Genomic DNA, 15,645 nt, shown 5'->3' on the forward strand with positions numbered 1-15,645 from the left:
CGCCATTCATACCCCATGACGGGCGACACAAGACTGCCGGCGCACCTTGAGATTGGTGCGATGATCAAGCTCGCAGAAGCCCAAGGGGGAATCGCTACAGTGCTTTCAAAGGGAGAGCGCGATGCTGGAACCATCCTTCTTGTAACAATAAGTCGCGGCAGTGGTGGCCAGCTATTCGAAAGAATGCCGCAGCTCGATGGTTCGCGTGCTTTTGTTCCTACGAAATCACAAGACATTGAAAAACCTTATGATTTTTCAGAATATCTTGATCGCAGGCGCCGACAGGATATCGATATCTGGGTTTTGGAGGTGGATATCGACGACCCGGAACGCTTCGTCGCAGAATTGCCCGTATAACTTGACGCTTGCGTCAAGCGCCCTATTTGACTGCCCAGCTTCCAGGTGCGCAGGCCAGCGCTTCAGCAATTCGGTTGATGAGTTGGCACGCAGACGGGGGGCAGCCGGCAGGCTATTTGAACCACCTACAATATAGCGAAAAATCGCAACAGGTTCTCTCCTGCGTCGGAGCTCGCTCACCGCACAAAAAGTGAAATTTGATGAGTCGTAAGACTTATTCTATGAGTGCTGCCGCAATTGCAGCGATAGCCGCATTCAGCTTCTCGAGCGCAGATGGCGTTCAGGCGTGGGCACAGGATTTTGCCGTCGAAGCGCAAAATCCAGAAGCCGTAATGCCTTCTGAAGAGGAGCAATCGACCGACGCAACGGTTGAAATCGTTCCTCAAGAAATTGAGTTCGTGTCTCGCGAAGTGGTTCAGCCCCTTCCTGAAAAAGACGCTAGCCTTGAATTGACCGAAAGCAGTGCCTCCTCGCTGCGTGAACTGGTTTCTCAAGTTGGCGGCGATGCCGAGCTAAGTGAACAGATGCGCTGCCTTGCAGGCGCCGTCTATTTTGAAGCGCGCGGAGAACCGCTCGCGGGCCAGCTTGCTGTGGCAAATGTCGTTATCAACCGCTCTGAAGACCGCCGGTTTCCTGCAAGTTATTGCGGCGTCGTCTATCAGCGTGCGCAGTTCTCTTTCGTAAAGAATGGACGCATGCCGCGCATTCGCACCGGGTCAAAGGCCTGGAGCCGCGCAAAAGCCATCGCGCAGATTGCCCATAAGGACATGTGGGACTGCGAAGCGGGTGATGCCGTCTACTTCCACGCCAAATATGTGAGCCCATCGTGGAGCCGGCGTAAAGTCCGCACCGCGCAGATCGACACGCACATCTTCTATCGTTGATTAGATGCGGGTTCCTGTTGATGCAGGAGCCCGCACCTTTACGCAATGGTGGCCCAAACGGGCGCGTGATCGCTGGCTTTTTCGCGACCTCGATGGTCCTTATCGACGCCGACTGACTGCAATGCATCGGCAAGTTCTGGCGAGAGCAGAATGTGGTCAATCCGGAATCCATGGTCGCGCTGCCAGGCGCCTGCCTGATAATCCCAATACGTCCAGACACCCCCGCGCGGATTGAGAGTGCGCACAGCATCCGTCCAACCGTCAGCGAGCATTCGCGAATAAGCGGCGCGGCTTTCGGGTTGGGTCAACGCATCATCGGCCATGGCTTTGACTGAATATGTGTCATCTTCAAACGGGATGACGTTGTAATCTCCCAAAACGGCGGCTGGAACTTCTTCGGCCCAGATTTCTGCCATTCGCCCGCGCAGCTTCTCCATCCAAGCCAGCTTGTAATCAAACTTCGGCCCTGGCTGCGGGTTTCCGTTCGGTAGGTAAATGCACACGATCCGTGCGGTTTTGCGATCCTCGTGGGCGATATCCACTTCGAGATAGCGGGATTGTTCACCCTCGCCATCCTTCGGGCCATCTATGCCAAGTCCCCGCTGAACTTCGGTGGCTGAATATCCTGCCTTTTTGTCCGCAAGAATGGCGACCCCGTTAAAGCTCTTCTGACCATTCCAGATTGCGTCATAGCCAAGCTCCTCGAATTCTGAGGCCGGGAAGCCTTCGTCCTGACTTTTGATCTCCTGCAAGCAGGCCACTGAAGGCCGTGTTTCTTCAAGCCATTCCTTGAGGCGAGGCAAACGGGCTTTGACCCCATTGATGTTGAATGTCGCGATTTTCATGAGGAGACCATGACGAAGTGCGACGACCACGTCCATCGGTGAACACTCGAATACCCAGAGCCTACGGCAGAATAGAGGGCGTTGCTAGATTCCGAAGCTCGAACCGCAGCCACATCCGGCCGCGGCGTTGGGGTTCTCGACGCGAAACGCTGCGCCGCCAAGAGATTCGACGTAATCCACTACGCTTCCACCGACCAAATCCAAACTGACAGGATCGACGACTAGGCGAACACCATCGGTTTCGCTGATAATGTCGTCGCCCTCAGGGGCATCGGCCATTTCAAATTTGTACTGAAAGCCTGAACACCCGCCACCCTCGACAGAAAGACGCAGAATTGCAGGCTTTGTCTGTTTCTGCGCGATCCAAGCAACGCGTTTCGCCGCAGAAGAGGTGAGAGTTAGGGTCGTGCTCATACGCAGTATTTAGGAAACGAAAAGCCAATGCTCAAGCGGCGACAAGTGATAGATGTCAGACTGTCTGAATATAGCTGCGCATCGCTTCTGCTTCGTGTTCCACTTCGTCGAACTTGTGTTTCACAAGATCGCCAATGGAAATGAAAGCCACCAGTGTTTCACCTTCAAGCACGGGGAAGTGGCGGAAGCGCCGCTTTGTCATGAGCGCCAGTGCATCATCGATCTTGGTTTCAGGCGAGACTGTGACAGGAGGCGATGTCATGATCTCTTCGACGGGCAGATCGAGGCAATTGCGTCCTTTATCCGCAAGACGATAGATCACGTCGCGCTCAGAGATGATCCCGACAACCTTGCCATCGCTCATCACCGGCAGAGCGCCAATGCGTTTGCCAGCAAGCATCGCGACAGCTTCTGAAACAGAAGTTTTGACATCGCATGAAATGATGCCCTCGGCACTGCGATTAGCGATGATTTTTGCGATTGTCATAGGCACCTCTCCTGCTCTTGGACGCAATTCTGCCACTCCTTTGCAAGAAAAGCGAATCCGCATTGTTGCCAAGCAGACCACGTCCCACCATGTAGGACGCATGCCAAACAAATCACCGCTCGATGATCCTGAAAACGCCGCCTATGCGTGGGCGCGTTTTCGTCAGATCATGAAAGTGCTGATGGCTGTTACCGTGCTGATCGTCATCATCGCGCTCACGATGCTGTATGCCTTTAACGGTATGATTTCCGTACACTTTTACATAGCTGTGGCGCTGGGCATCAGCTTTACCATGCTGCTTGGCGGAGGCTTGATGGGCCTTGTATTCCTGTCCAATGGAACAGGGCACGACGAATCAGTCGATAATCGCCTGCCGAGCAGTGATGAGCTGTTCGGGCGGAAAGACGACGATTAAGTCTGCGTAATTCTGCCGATCTAGCGGCGCTTGCCCGCGATCCGCTGAATTTCTGCTTGGACCATCTTTTCAACCATGCCCGGAAGGTTTTTGTCGAGCCATTCAGCCAGCATTGGCCGAAGCAATTCGCGCGTCATACCTTCGAGAGACGTTTCACCCGTCCGCACGATTTGTGGTTTCGCACCGGGTTCTGCCAGCATGGCGAGCGCCGCAAGATTTTCCTGCATAGCGCCACGAACCTGATCGTTGATCAGCGGCGCTTCATGATTCTCAGTTGCCACAGTCTCTTCTGTCTCCGGCTCCGAAGCGAAATCATCGCCAGCTTCATCGTCAACAACGCAATCCATCGCGCCCAAGTCGAGCACTTCGTCCGAGCTTTCGTCTATCGCGCCTGTTTCTTCCACGGCTTCGGCCTGCTCGGTAAGATCCAATGCCTCCAGCTCGCTGTCATCCCGTTTGTCCATATCGCCCTCCTCCGATACCTCGCGCCGTTGCCGAGCTTTGAGGGCGATATCGCGATTATCGCGCGCGATGACTTTTTTGATCGAATCGAGAATGTCTTCGACTGACGATTCGTGCTGCTGCGCCATGTTGTGCCCCGTTAATTCCGAATCATATGGTTAATCTCACTCGCCCGGCGCGAGTTGCGGACCAAATGATGCCTCAGGCGGCTCAATGTCAACGGTTCTCGTTGATTGTGGTGCAGGTTTGGGGTCGCGATCCCAGTCCCACGACTTGCCTCTGACCCGCTCATAATTAACCACGGGATCGTACAATGGCCCGCCGGTGTCGAGGTTGAGATCACGCGCTTCAGCGCGGCCCATTGCCGCCAAGAGGGTGAAGCCCGCAACGTAGGCATTGCGCCGTGCGGTGACCAATTGCGCCCGTGCGGAAAGCAATTCCTGTTCTGCGTTGAGCACATCAAGAATGGTGCGGTTTCCGATCGAGTTTTCCGCGCGAACGCCTTCCAGGCTGAGCTCGGCGGCCTCGACGGCGGCTTGCGAACTTGTAATCACCGCATTGGATGCCTGCCAGCTTGCATAGGCTGAACGGGTCTGCGCGATAATGTTGCGTTCGGTTGCGATTACGTTCTCCAGAGCGGCGCTTTCACGCGCACCTGCCTGGCGTTGGCGGGCGGCTGGAAGGCCGCCTTGATAAAGTGGGATTGTTACCCTGATACCGGCATTCGCCGTGGTTTCGGCCTGGATCAAATCCGCTGCAATTGGCCCGCCAAGCGTTCCAAAAAAGTTAGAATAGTCGCCATTGGCAAACAGGCCAATTGTCGGCAACCGGCCCGCTCCAGCCACCTTTGTGTCGAACGCTGCGGCATCTGCGCGCTCTTTCGCGGCGAGAAGATCAGGATTGTTTTTAAGCGCGCTGTCCACAGCAAGACCTACATTGTCAGGCAGACCGGGAAGTGGCGGGGGAGCTTCAAGCGCTATGGGTGCCTGGCCGACCAGTTGGATGTAGGTTTGCTGAGCACCGATCAGATTACTTGTCGCGTTTCGCAAGTCACCTTCGGCAACCGCCAGCCGCGATTCCGATTGCGCGACATCGGTAAGCGTTAGATCACCAATTTCAAATCGATCCCGTGTCGCCTCAAGATTGACTCGCAGGACTTCGACTTGGTTGGCTGCCAATCCGGCGAGCGCTTCTGTTCGAAGCACGTCCATATAGGCTGCAACTGTCTGGCTAAAGACGGAGCTTTCTGTGGCGCGCAAATTGGCCTGCCCCGCAGCCACACGCTCTTTCGCGGCGCGAATCCCGTTTTTCACGGCGCCGCCTGAGTAGATCGGCACCTGAGCCTGCGCGTTGACTCCTAGGTTTCGCACGGGCGCGGTAAACTGGTTGGCCGATTGCCGCAAAAACTCGATATGAGTCGCAGTAACGTTCAAGCTGGGAAGACCAGGTGCGCGATTGATCGGTACTTCTTCATCGGTCGCGCGCAGTGTTGCTCGCTCACTTAGCAAGGTGGGGTTCGTGTTATAGGCAGCGACCAAGGCTTCGCGCAGCGTGTCCGCATGCGCAGGTGCGCTCCCAAGGGCGAGTATCGACGCAGCGCCGACCAGCGCAATGCGCTTTGAATTGCGTCGGGCAATCAAGAGAATGACCAGCTTTTGGCTTTGTTGAAGGCGGGAAGGACCGGAATGCCAAGATCCTCAATCGTGTTGAGTGAGGTTTGTCCTGCGATCCTGCGTCCTGATGCGAGCCGTGTAACGCCGCGAAGCAGGATTCCGCTAACGATCCTGCCGTCGTCCGAAAGGCCATCAGTCAGGGCCTCGGGCACATCTTCAATCGCACCATCAACAAGAACAAGTGAGTATGCGCCAGCCGAAATACCCGAACCCGTCGCAGCGCTCTTGGCGTCGACTGTTTCAACCTGGGAGACGAGCGGGCGAACCAGATCTGCCAGATAACCCGTGCCGCCCTCGACGATAAGCACGCGGTCATCTTTTTCAGGCACCGCTTCCATCAGCAGTTTTCCGTAGAATAAAGGCGATGCAAGATGGCTTCCATCGCCGAGCGCGATCGAGCGATCAATGTAAGCGAGCGGAGTCTTGTCGGCAGGCAGATAATCCTCACGGCCAACCGCCTGCATGCGCGAAAGCACAAATTCTTCGTTCACCCCGCTAGTGCGCAGCTGGCTGTCGATCATTGCCTTTCGCGCGGTCGCCGTATCAAGTGTGATGGATGTTTCGGTCATTTTTACTCCACGGATGCTGTATTGCTCGCACAATACAGCTCGTCAACCCTTCCCATATGAGCGGCTCATTCAAGCCACCGCCCGTCATCTGATCCAAGAACGTATTTAATTGTGCGCCCTAGACTTGGAAAGGTTTGCAGCCAAGGCCTTTGACGTGAGGCATTGGCGGTGCTTATGGGAGCCGACTTTCGACCGGGATAAGGAACATATCGATGAGCGACGTTGTGAACGACGGGGCAATTTTTGGCGCAACGGGAAAAGTGCGGATCGAAAGCGATTCGCTCGGCGATGTTGCTGTACCGGTTGATGCGCATTGGGGGGCGCAAACGCAGCGCAGCCTAGCCAACTTCGCGATCGGTACCGAGACCATGCCTGCCCCGCTGGTGAGGGCGCTTGGTATCCAAAAGATGTCGGCAGCTAAGGCCAATATGGAATTGGGCGTTATGGCTGGTGAACTTGGTAATGCAATTGTTCAGGCGGCTGGCGAAGTGATCGACGGCACGCTGGCGGCTCAGTTTCCGCTATCTGTTTGGCAGACTGGATCGGGCACCCAGTCAAACATGAATGCCAACGAAGTGATCGCAAGCCGTGCCAATGAAATCCTCACCGGGAAGCACGGCGGCAAAGAACCTGTTCACCCCAACGACCATTGCAATATGGGGCAAAGCTCGAACGATACCTTCCCAACAGCAATGCACATCGCCGCCGCAAGCGAGACGATTGAACAGCTGATCCCCGCCTTGCAGCATCTTCATAAAGCACTCGATGCAAAGGCTAAGTCGTTCGCCGACATCGTCAAAATTGGCCGCACGCATTTGCAAGATGCGACGCCGCTCACACTAGGGCAGGAATTTTCCGGTTACGCCAAACAGGTCGAGTATTCGATCGCGCGCCTAGAAAATGCCCTGCCGCGTGTGCTTGAGTTGGCGCAGGGCGGCACTGCCGTTGGGACTGGCATCAATTCAAAGGCCGGCTTTGCCGAGAAGTTTGCTGCCCACGTCGCCGATGTAACCGGCCACGCATTTGTGACTGCTCCCAACAAATTCGAGGCCCTAGCAGCTCATGATGCTCTCGTTGAATTGTCGGGCGCGCTCAATTCGACCGCCGTCAGTCTGATGAAAGTCGCCAACGATATTCGGCTGCTCGGCTCAGGTCCGCGCTCAGGTCTTGGCGAGATAGCGCTTCCGGCAAACGAGCCGGGCTCATCGATCATGCCGGGCAAAGTCAATCCGACGCAGTGCGAAGCGCTGACCATGGTGTGCGCACAAGTGATGGGCAATCACACAACAGTGAGCGTTGCAGGATCGCACGGTCATCTAGAGCTCAACGTTTTTAAGCCCGTGATGATCTATTCGGTCCTCCAATCGATCCGTCTGCTTAGCGATAGTGTCGTGAGCTTTACCGATAATTGCGTTGTCGGGATCGAGGCAAACACGGCGCGGATCGACAAGCTCATGAATGAAAGTCTGATGTTGGTGACTGCGCTCAATCCGCACATCGGCTATGACAATGCGGCCAAGATTGCCAAAAAAGCTCATGCAGACGGCACCACTTTGAAGGAAGCTGGAATGGAGCTAGGCCTTTTGACAGAAGAGCAATTCGGCAAGTGGATTGTGCCATCAGAGATGATCAAGCCGCGAGATTGACGCGCTAGCGCCAACAACTGTCATTAAGATGAAACCATTCGACCAAGGTGACACGCAGGTCGACCACGGCACGCCGCCCCCCTTTGCTGTTTGCATATCAAGGCCTAGATCGCATCTGCAGTTATGGCTTTGACCAAATACCAAGAGCCGCAACCCAGCGTTGCCGTGAGGACAATCGTCTTGTCAGTCGGCGTTCTGTGGGCGGCCTACTTCGCTTTGCTCACAGCGCGAGGGTTTGTCGTGGGCATGGGTTTCGATGTCGACATCCTTTGGCGGCGCGGCCTCGTCTGCGCCGTCGGTGTGATGGCGACATTGGTCATGTGGACGATCCTTCGGCTGTTTGAAGCGAGAAAGCGTTGGATTATCATGGCAGTCGCGCTCGTGGCCGCTATTCCTGCCGCTGTTCTTGTGGCCCAGGTGAACCAATCGCTGTTCAAGCCACTTGAAGAGAAGATGGCTCAGGAGTTTGCCGAAAAACGCGGCTTCACTCTACGACGCGATGCCTCAGGCAATTTGCTGGCAGAAATCGAACAGCCAAGCGGATGGGTGCCCGAGAACAGCGAGAATTGGGATCCCGACAATCCGCCAGTGGTCACTTTCACACTGCAAGATGCAACTGATAAAGCCGAGAAGTGGCAAAAGCTCATCGATGCCGCGCTCAGCCGCTATTACATCATCCTGACCTGGGCAGCGCTCTACATTGCGATGCTGGCCATTGCGCAGACGCGCGCAGCTGAACGTCGGGAACAGCAATTCCGATCGGCAGCCAAGGCGGCGGAATTGCGCAGTTTGCGATATCAGGTGAACCCGCATTTCCTGTTTAATACGCTCAATTCATTGTCCGCTTTGGTGATGACCGGAAAGGCAAATCGGGCAGAAGAAATGATCCAATCGATCAGCCGCTTCTATCGCCACAGCCTAGCAGATGATCCTACGTCCGATGTTTGCTTGGGCGATGAATTTGAACTGCAGCGCGAATATCTCGACATTGAAGCGGTGCGTTTCCCAGATCGGCTGATCGCCGTATTCGATCTTCCTCAAGATCTGGAGAATGCTCGCATCCCTGGGATGATTTTGCAGCCTTTGGTCGAAAATTCGGTCAAATATGCGGTTTCAACGGTCAATCGCCCTGTCACGATCACTTTGGCCGCGCGGGAAGAGTTCGATCGACTGGTTGTCACAGTAAGCGATGATGGGCCGGGCGTTCCTGATGGCACGGCGCATGGATTTGGCATTGGCCTTGCCAATGTGCGTGACCGGCTGGAGGCGCGCTTTGGTTCGGACATTGTGTTAACCTCAGCGCCAGTCGACGGAGGTTATGTCACCGAAATGCGGATTCCCTTGTCACGGAGAATGAGAGCCGATGGCTGATAAGGAAACCTCTGACAGTGTCCTTCGCACGCTGATCGTCGATGACGAGCCATTGGCGGTTGAGCGCACGCAGGTGATTTGCGCTGAGATCCCAGCGATCAACGTTGTGGGTACGGCGAGTGATGGAGCGGCAGCGCTGCGTCTTGCTGAGAAGCTTCAGCCCGATCTCGTCCTGCTCGACATGACCATGCCAGAGATAGATGGCCTTGGCGTTGCTGCCAAACTTGGCGATAGCGAAAACCCGCCGGCGGTGATCTTCGTCACGGCGCACGATCATTTTGCTGTCGAAGCATTTGATCTTGAAGCGATTGATTACGTTTTGAAGCCGGTGTCGTCCGATCGGCTTGCTCGTGCAATCGAAAGAGCGGTCGCAAGGCGCGGTGAGCGCAAGGAAGCGGGCAGCGAATGGCTTGATGAATTGTGGGTGCCGCATCGTTCAGAATTGTTGCGCATCGCCGTAAGCGAGGTGCACCGCATCGATGCTGAGCGCGACTACGTTCGCCTTCATGTGGGAAATGCTGAAAATCCTGAAGAGGAATCCCGATCCTACTTGCTGTTGCAAACGATTGCGGGCCTCGAAGCGCGGCTTGATCCGGACAAATTCATCCGTATCCACCGGTCGACCATTCTTCGTCGCGATAATATTCGCGGACTTCGGCACGATGGACTTGGGGTCTGGTCAGCCGAATTGATGAATGGCGATGCCCTGCGGATCGGGCGGACTTATCTCGCCAAAGTCAAAAAAATGGCTGGGCGTTAAAACAGCATTCTTGAAGATAAAAAATGGCCCGGACCCAGGGACTAGAAGGGTCCGGACCAAAGATCCTGCGCGCATCGGATCGCAGATACTTTGCGCGCAAGAGGGTACAAGGGTGCTTATCCGCCGCGGCGCTGTTCTTCGACCATGGCAGCGACCTGGCTTTTGGCGCTCGCGCGCGCCTGCTTCATGCATTCTTTGGAGGCGTGCGATCTGGTCCGTGTACCGGTGCGGACTTGATCAACCTTGCAAACAGATTTGGCGGCACGTTCAATGCGCTGATCGAGCATTTTCTGTCCCTCTGGCGTGGCTAGATCGAGACCGCTGGTCGATATCTTCAGCGATTCGCCCTTATCAGGTCCTGCCATTGCAGGAGCAGCTGAAACGGCAAGGCCAAGTGATGTGGCGGCAAGTACGAACATCTTCATAAAAACTCTCCTCAGTTCGAAGCGCCGGTTTGAGCGTGGATCTCAATCGGGGTTGCCGAACGCTTCGATGGAAAGAGAATTACCGAGCATCACTCGGCCAATCACGCGAGCATCGACAAACCCTGCGCCAACCTTCGATGGGTGAGGCGTCGCAGAGACCGAGTGCGCAATCACGCCGACAAATCGCCCATTTCGCCCGACGGGCGTTTGCGCCATAGTCTGATCCATGTGGATTGCGGTTGGATTCATTTTTATTCTCGGCATTGGTAACTTCGCCTTGCACCGAGCTGTTCTTGAAAGTGGTCACCCCCTGATTGGGCAGATGCCGGGATTTGCCTCGTTGATTGGTAAGCGGCTGACATTGGTTGCCGAGTTTCTTGTTTTGCTGGCGGCGATGGCGCTTGCAGCGAATGGCTGGACCAGTCTTGCGTTCGCCTATCTTGCTTACAGCGCGCTCAATGCTATCGCTGCCTGGCTTATTCTGAGTGGTCGCATCTAGCCAATTCCTCGCAGCAATCTGGTTTTACAGCTTTTTTGCCATTGCGCTTCGTTCCTAATCCCGCTTCACACACACTCGATCATGCCAACACGCCTGTTTCATATCAGCGATCTCCATTTTGGAGTGGAAGACCGCGGCGCGCTTGACGCGGTTTCGGCGGCCATTGCCGAGGAAAAACCCGATGCTGTCATTTGCACCGGTGATCTGACTCAGCGCGCCAAACACAGCGAGTATGAAGCTGCCGATGCGTGGCTTTCGCAGATTGACGTTCCGCTCCTGCTCAATCCCGGCAATCACGACATGCCCTATTACAACCTGGCAGAGCGGGTGTTTGATCCGTTCCGTAGGTACAATCGTCTCCACAAATCTGTCGCGACAGAGGGCTTTGAATCGGAGGATTGCATCATCGTTTCCCTTAGAACCACAGTCCCCTTTCAGCCGCGCTTTCCCTGGGTGGACGGCCTGGTCACAAAATCTGCCATTTCAAAAACGGTGCAGCAGTTGGAGGCCTTGAAAAACGACCCGCGCAAAAAACTGGTCGCAGGGCATCATCCCCTGTTGGGACCAGAAACAAAGCCCGACAACCCGACTATATCGGGAAAGCGCGCCTTTTCAGCGCTCGCCGCTGCAGGAGCGCATGCAGTGCTCTCAGGACATGTCCACGTACCTTTTGACCGTCTGCGTCAGGTTGGCAGGCGATCCATGCGAATGATCGGTGCTGGCACTCTGTCGACCCGGCTGAGGTACGGAGCACCGCCGTCCTATCAGGTTATCACCTGCGAAGGCCCCACGCTCGTGACAGAGTTAAGAACGCTTTCAACTCACCGCACGTAAGTCTCCTAAGCGCTTCCTTAACCTTGCGCTTCAGCTTTGGATTAAGGAAATTTTGATGACAATTTGGCATTGGCGCGGCGTTTGGTCTTGCTGGGCCATCTGAAAACTGTGTCTTCTCAATGCCCTGAAGTGTTTGGAGTGTCGTACCATGGAGATAATCAAATCAGCATTCCTGGGTGCTGTGCTCGCCTGGACAATCGCAGTGGTCATCGGATCGCAGGGGTCAAGCGGTGGGCAACTGATGATCCATCAGATGGCGATGGGCGACTTGAAGGTATTCTGGTCCTGGCCGGTCTTTTTCGGCGGAACGGGGATTGCTTGGGCGCTAATGCTACTGCAGCGCTGATTTAGATTGGCCGCTGTACGGCCTTACCAAATACAAAAAGGGCGGCGTTCTGATCGAGAACGCCGCCCTTTTCGCGTAATTGTAAGGTTGGGCTTTAGCGCTTCGAGAACTGGAAGCTGCGACGTGCTTTCGCGCGGCCGTACTTCTTACGCTCAACAACGCGGCTGTCACGGGTGAGGAAGCCAGCTGATTTAACGGTTGCGCGAAGCTCAGGCTCGTACTTGGTCAAAGCTTGGCTTATGCCGTGCTTCACAGCGCCTGCCTGGCCCGAAAGTCCACCGCCGCTGACAGTTGCGACAACATCATACTGGCCAGCGCGATCGGTGATGGCGAAAGGCTGATTGATGATCAGGCGAAGCGTCGGACGTGCAAAATACACTTCCTGATCGCGGCCATTGACCGTCACTTTGCCCGAGCCCGGCTTGATCCAGACCCGCGCAACGGCATCTTTGCGGCGACCAGTCGCATAAGCGCGGCCATGTTCGTCCAGTTCCTGCTCGCGCAGCGGCGCAGGAGGATTGGCAGCTGTCGTTGCAGCGATGTCTGCAGCACTCGCTTCTGGAGCGTCGCCTGCGATGTCCTTGAGATCAGACAGATCGGATACGGTGCTGTTTTCGTCAGCCATCAGACGGTCACCTTGTTCTTACGGTTCATGGAGGCAACGTCGAGCACCTGTGGCGATTGGCCGTCATGGGGGTGTTCTGTGCCTGAATAAAGATGCAGCGCGCGCATCTGGTCTCGGCCAAGAGGACCGCGCGGGATCATACGAAACACCGCTTTCTCAAGCACGCGCTCAGGAAAACGACCTTCAAGTACCTTGGTAGGCGTCGTTTCCTTGATGCCGCCGGGGTGACCGGTGTGCTTGTAATAAACCTTCTTGTCGGCCTTGTTGCCGGTGAAGCGCACCTTGTCAGCGTTGATCACGATAACGTGGTCGCCGCAATCGACATGTGGTGTGTAGCTCGGCTTGTGCTTGCCGCGCAGAATGTTGGCGATGATTGATGCGAGACGGCCAACGACCAGTCCTTCGGCATCAATAATGTGCCATTTCTTTTCGACCTCGGCCGGTTTGATCGACCTAGTCTGCTTGCTGATCGCCTTCATGGCAAAATGTCCTTAAACAGCGAGTGATTGGTTGCGATTAGCTGGAAACAAGGTCCGACCATGACCGGGAGCGTGTTCCTGCAATCGAATCGCATCCGAACAGTGGTTCAGACCCGAAAGAACGCGCCAAATGTTCGTTTTGCGCCGTCTAGTCAAGCAAAACCGGGATGTTCCGAGGAGGTAAAATAATACCGCACACTCATTTCCTACCGGCTTTTCTCGCCCAAAGCTTCCAAGCTCCACTCTTCTATCGAGCGTCTCTCATCCGCTCCGATCCGGGTCACAACTTCACGGATTGCGCGATGAAGCCACGGGGCCCCAGGATGTGCGAAAGCCTCGTATATCATCTCGAATTCACCTCCGAGACCACCGGGGAGATCAATCGACCGTGTTGATCGAACAGGATCGCCCCCAGGAAAGAACAGATCGGGCGGCATCTGATCGAGCAGTGACGCGCCGCTGCGCTGCAATTGCGCGAGGAAAAGGCGATGCTGGGCTTTTTCGTCCTCCGGAATGGGCTGGTTTGCAATCATTGACTGAGCGCGAAGCACGGCTTCATTAAGATCGACGTCGCGGATTGACGAGCCCGACGCGACGATCAAACCAGTCTCGGAAAGCACGAGGGGGAACATGCCACTCGTGTCCCGTTTTTGCTCGAGTTCAGCCAATTGAGCGAGCGTTGATGGTGCCTCTACCCTTGCAGATATCTGGGCGCCGGTAATAGATATCCCGAATTCTTGTTCGGCAAACTCGACCTGCCAATCCCGCAAAACGCGCAATTTAGCCGTGCCGCGCAGATCCCGGGTTAGCACTCTTGAAAGCCGCATGGGCTGCCTTGGTATCGCCAAAGGCCCGCCGGATAGCTGCGACAATGCTGCAAGCGGTTTGGCTGAGGACAAGGCGATGGCCGAACCGGCCATAGTGATACCGCCGAGGACCATCCTACTTATCGCTTCTCGCCGTGTTGTGACTTTCACCCCCACCTCCGCGGCCTGTATCAGTCGTCTTTCAGAATCTCTTCGATCCAATCGAGCGTCGCAGGATAAGCAGAATCGCAGTTCCAGCCAAGTATTGCTGGCGTTTTATAAGGATGTAGCTCACCAATTTGTGTAATTACTGAGGGCATTTTACTGGTGTCAGTCTTGAAGAGGGCACCGCACTCTACGTCTGACTGAATTTCCCCTTCCCACGAAAACAAGGACTCCACGTTGCCGAACAGATTGGCACATGCGATCAGTTTTCGATCGAGCAATTCGCTTGCGATCTTCTTGGCAGTGTCGCGGTCAGGGAATGGACACCAAACCAGCGCAGCTTGCCGATCAGCCATCAGGCCGCAGCCTCGCTCGTACTACGCACCAACCGCTTGTCCTGCTGCGCCGCGCCATCGCTGTGCATGGCCCATGCTGTCGATGCGACCAGCAATGCTCCCGTAAGTTGGTGTGCCGCGGCAATCCAGAGCTCCACCTCACTGAGGACGGTTGCAATTCCAAGCAGCACCATCACGCCAAACGCGCTGTGAACCGCGATTGAGGCCATCCGATCGGATTTGCGCACACGCCGAGCCTGCCAGACCAGCGCCGCTACAGCGATCCAAGCCCACCAGCGGTGTAGGAAGTGAAGCACATAAGAATCGTGCGTCAGCACCCAAAAGATGCCGTAATCCCAGTTCACCTGAGGGATGATCTGTCCATTCATGGTCGGCCAATCGTACGCGGCATGCCCCGCATTAAGCCCAGCAACCCAAGCTCCCGACAAAAGCTGGATGAACAGAACCACCGCTACAATTCCCGACTGCCATGTCATGGGAGCGGGCGGCGCGCTTGGATTGCGAGCCAATCGCCGCATGTCTCTTGCAGTCCAAACGAGGCAGGCCAGCAAAAACAGCGCTGTCAGCAAATGGAGAGATAAGCGAAAATGGCTGACATCGGTCATGTCACCCACCAGCCCCGATTGCACCATGAACCAGCCGATCAGCCCCTGAAGCCCGCCGAGCGCGAGCAGGCCGATCAGACGTGGCTTGTACCCTTGGGGGATAGCGCCGCGTATCCAGAACCATACGAGCGGCAAGGCGAAAGCCAGGCCGACTAGTCTTGCCAGCAGGCGGTGAAACCATTCCCAGAAATAGATGAACCGGAATTCCGCCAGCGTCATCCCGCCGATGCTCGCTTCCAGCCGATATTCTGGCGTCGCACGGTACTTGGCGAATTCTTCCTGCCACGCTGCTTCATTGAGAGGAGGCAAAATTCCCGTGGCGACTTCCCATTCGGTAATGGAGAGCCCGCTTTCGGTAAGGCGGGTGATCCCGCCGACCAGCACGATGCAGACAACGAAAGCGGCGACGAGTTCAAGCCAGATAGCGAGCGCGAGCGGGCGCGCGGAGGCGCCGCTTTCAGCGTAGTCTGCCGATCTTGGCTTTGATGAGGAAAGGACTGTTGCCATAAACGTGCTTTTCGATTGCAGGGTAAATGTGTCCTTCGAGCTCGCCTTGCAAGTTCGATTGTCGCATCTGCCTATGCGATGCGCGCAAGTTTCTTCGCGGCCCGATCGAGCCAAA

Annotated in this window: 22 protein-coding genes; 9 read left to right on the forward strand and 13 right to left on the reverse strand. The window is 55.7% G+C overall.

Going from position 1 to position 15,645, the window contains the following annotated elements:
* Positions 1-15: 15 nt before the first annotated feature.
* Together AUC45_RS09190 and AUC45_RS09195 are read left to right on the forward strand one after the other, a co-directional pair.
* The gene (locus AUC45_RS09190; RefSeq protein WP_067601406.1) at positions 16-357 is read left to right on the forward strand and encodes a DUF1491 family protein; all 342 of its coding nucleotides are present in this window, start codon (positions 16-18) and stop codon (positions 355-357) included.
* 221 nt (positions 358-578) lie between these two features.
* The gene (locus AUC45_RS09195; protein ID WP_233998648.1) at positions 579-1,241 is read left to right on the forward strand and encodes a cell wall hydrolase; all 663 of its coding nucleotides are present in this window, start codon (positions 579-581) and stop codon (positions 1,239-1,241) included.
* 38 nt (positions 1,242-1,279) lie between these two features.
* On the opposite strand, the gene xth is transcribed toward AUC45_RS09195, so the two are convergent.
* The 3 genes from xth to AUC45_RS09210 all read right to left on the reverse strand — a co-directional run bounded on the left by xth (position 1,280) and on the right by AUC45_RS09210 (position 2,987).
* Positions 1,280-2,086 (reverse strand): exodeoxyribonuclease III, encoded by an 807-nt coding sequence (xth, locus tag AUC45_RS09200; protein ID WP_067603723.1) that lies wholly within the window; start codon positions 2,084-2,086, stop codon positions 1,280-1,282.
* A gap of 84 nt (positions 2,087-2,170) precedes the next feature.
* Positions 2,171-2,500, reverse strand: a complete 330-nt coding sequence (gene erpA / locus AUC45_RS09205) for an iron-sulfur cluster insertion protein ErpA (protein WP_067601410.1) — start codon at positions 2,498-2,500, stop codon at positions 2,171-2,173.
* A 55-nt stretch (positions 2,501-2,555) separates the two neighbouring features.
* Positions 2,556-2,987: a CBS domain-containing protein gene (locus tag AUC45_RS09210; protein WP_067601412.1), complete on the reverse strand. Its 432-nt coding sequence runs from the start codon at positions 2,985-2,987 to the stop codon at positions 2,556-2,558.
* Positions 2,988-3,087: 100 nt separating this feature from the next.
* Between AUC45_RS09210 and AUC45_RS09215 the strand changes: the two genes are divergently transcribed.
* Entirely contained in the window at positions 3,088-3,402 is a 315-nt protein-coding gene (locus AUC45_RS09215) for a hypothetical protein (RefSeq protein ID WP_067603725.1), read from the forward strand.
* Between the two features lie 20 nt (positions 3,403-3,422).
* On the opposite strand, the gene AUC45_RS09220 is transcribed toward AUC45_RS09215, so the two are convergent.
* Genes AUC45_RS09220 through AUC45_RS09230 form a run of 3 tightly spaced genes read right to left on the reverse strand, consistent with a single transcriptional unit; the run spans position 3,423 to position 6,106 of the window.
* Entirely contained in the window at positions 3,423-3,992 is a 570-nt protein-coding gene (locus AUC45_RS09220) for a DUF2497 domain-containing protein (protein WP_067601414.1), read from the reverse strand.
* Between the two features lie 36 nt (positions 3,993-4,028).
* Positions 4,029-5,501, reverse strand: coding sequence for a TolC family outer membrane protein (locus AUC45_RS09225; protein WP_067603727.1), 1,473 nt, complete (start codon positions 5,499-5,501; stop codon positions 4,029-4,031).
* Positions 5,501-6,106: a protein-L-isoaspartate O-methyltransferase gene (locus AUC45_RS09230; RefSeq protein ID WP_067601417.1), complete on the reverse strand. Its 606-nt coding sequence runs from the start codon at positions 6,104-6,106 to the stop codon at positions 5,501-5,503. The genes AUC45_RS09225 and AUC45_RS09230 overlap by 1 nt, the downstream gene beginning before the upstream one ends.
* 212 nt (positions 6,107-6,318) lie before the next feature.
* Between AUC45_RS09230 and fumC the strand changes: the two genes are divergently transcribed.
* The 3 genes from fumC to AUC45_RS09245 all read left to right on the forward strand — a co-directional run bounded on the left by fumC (position 6,319) and on the right by AUC45_RS09245 (position 9,883).
* Positions 6,319-7,752, forward strand: coding sequence for a class II fumarate hydratase (gene fumC / locus AUC45_RS09235; protein WP_067601420.1), 1,434 nt, complete (start codon positions 6,319-6,321; stop codon positions 7,750-7,752).
* Between the two features lie 123 nt (positions 7,753-7,875).
* Positions 7,876-9,123, forward strand: coding sequence for a sensor histidine kinase (locus AUC45_RS09240; protein WP_067601423.1), 1,248 nt, complete (start codon positions 7,876-7,878; stop codon positions 9,121-9,123).
* The gene (locus AUC45_RS09245; RefSeq protein WP_067601426.1) at positions 9,116-9,883 is read left to right on the forward strand and encodes a LytTR family DNA-binding domain-containing protein; all 768 of its coding nucleotides are present in this window, start codon (positions 9,116-9,118) and stop codon (positions 9,881-9,883) included. Before AUC45_RS09240 ends, AUC45_RS09245 begins: the two co-directional genes overlap by 8 nt.
* Before the next feature lie 116 nt (positions 9,884-9,999).
* Here AUC45_RS09245 and AUC45_RS09250 read toward each other — a convergent pair whose 3' ends face one another.
* Entirely contained in the window at positions 10,000-10,308 is a 309-nt protein-coding gene (locus tag AUC45_RS09250) for a UrcA family protein (protein WP_067601429.1), read from the reverse strand.
* Between the two features lie 42 nt (positions 10,309-10,350).
* Positions 10,351-10,524: a hypothetical protein gene (locus AUC45_RS09255; protein ID WP_156423802.1), complete on the reverse strand. Its 174-nt coding sequence runs from the start codon at positions 10,522-10,524 to the stop codon at positions 10,351-10,353.
* A 10-nt stretch (positions 10,525-10,534) separates the two neighbouring features.
* Between AUC45_RS09255 and AUC45_RS09260 the strand changes: the two genes are divergently transcribed.
* From AUC45_RS09260 to AUC45_RS09270, 3 genes are all read left to right on the forward strand, one after another.
* Positions 10,535-10,807 (forward strand): hypothetical protein, encoded by a 273-nt coding sequence (locus AUC45_RS09260; protein ID WP_233998650.1) that lies wholly within the window; start codon positions 10,535-10,537, stop codon positions 10,805-10,807.
* 81 nt (positions 10,808-10,888) lie between these two features.
* Positions 10,889-11,641 (forward strand): metallophosphoesterase, encoded by a 753-nt coding sequence (locus AUC45_RS09265; RefSeq protein ID WP_067601435.1) that lies wholly within the window; start codon positions 10,889-10,891, stop codon positions 11,639-11,641.
* 148 nt (positions 11,642-11,789) lie between these two features.
* Entirely contained in the window at positions 11,790-11,987 is a 198-nt protein-coding gene (locus AUC45_RS09270; RefSeq protein WP_067601438.1) for a hypothetical protein, read from the forward strand.
* Between the two features lie 94 nt (positions 11,988-12,081).
* On the opposite strand, the gene rpsI is transcribed toward AUC45_RS09270, so the two are convergent.
* The 5 genes from rpsI to AUC45_RS09295 form a co-directional block, all read right to left on the reverse strand.
* Positions 12,082-12,612: a 30S ribosomal protein S9 gene (gene rpsI, locus AUC45_RS09275; RefSeq protein WP_082701066.1), complete on the reverse strand. Its 531-nt coding sequence runs from the start codon at positions 12,610-12,612 to the stop codon at positions 12,082-12,084.
* A complete protein-coding gene (gene rplM, locus AUC45_RS09280; protein WP_067601441.1) occupies positions 12,612-13,091 on the reverse strand; it encodes a 50S ribosomal protein L13 in 480 nt (159 codons plus the stop codon). The genes rpsI and rplM overlap by 1 nt, the downstream gene beginning before the upstream one ends.
* 206 nt (positions 13,092-13,297) lie before the next feature.
* Complete coding sequence (locus tag AUC45_RS09285; RefSeq protein WP_156423803.1) at positions 13,298-14,068, reverse strand: hypothetical protein; 771 nt, start codon at positions 14,066-14,068, stop codon at positions 13,298-13,300.
* Positions 14,069-14,088: 20 nt separating this feature from the next.
* Complete coding sequence (gene cutA / locus AUC45_RS09290; protein ID WP_067601448.1) at positions 14,089-14,418, reverse strand: divalent-cation tolerance protein CutA; 330 nt, start codon at positions 14,416-14,418, stop codon at positions 14,089-14,091.
* The gene (locus tag AUC45_RS09295) at positions 14,418-15,530 is read right to left on the reverse strand and encodes a COX15/CtaA family protein (protein ID WP_082701067.1); all 1,113 of its coding nucleotides are present in this window, start codon (positions 15,528-15,530) and stop codon (positions 14,418-14,420) included. The genes cutA and AUC45_RS09295 overlap by 1 nt, the downstream gene beginning before the upstream one ends.
* Positions 15,531-15,645 lie beyond the last annotated feature (115 nt).

The organism is Erythrobacter sp. YT30, from assembly GCF_001542875.1.
In the GTDB taxonomy this organism is placed as follows: domain Bacteria; phylum Pseudomonadota; class Alphaproteobacteria; order Sphingomonadales; family Sphingomonadaceae; genus Erythrobacter.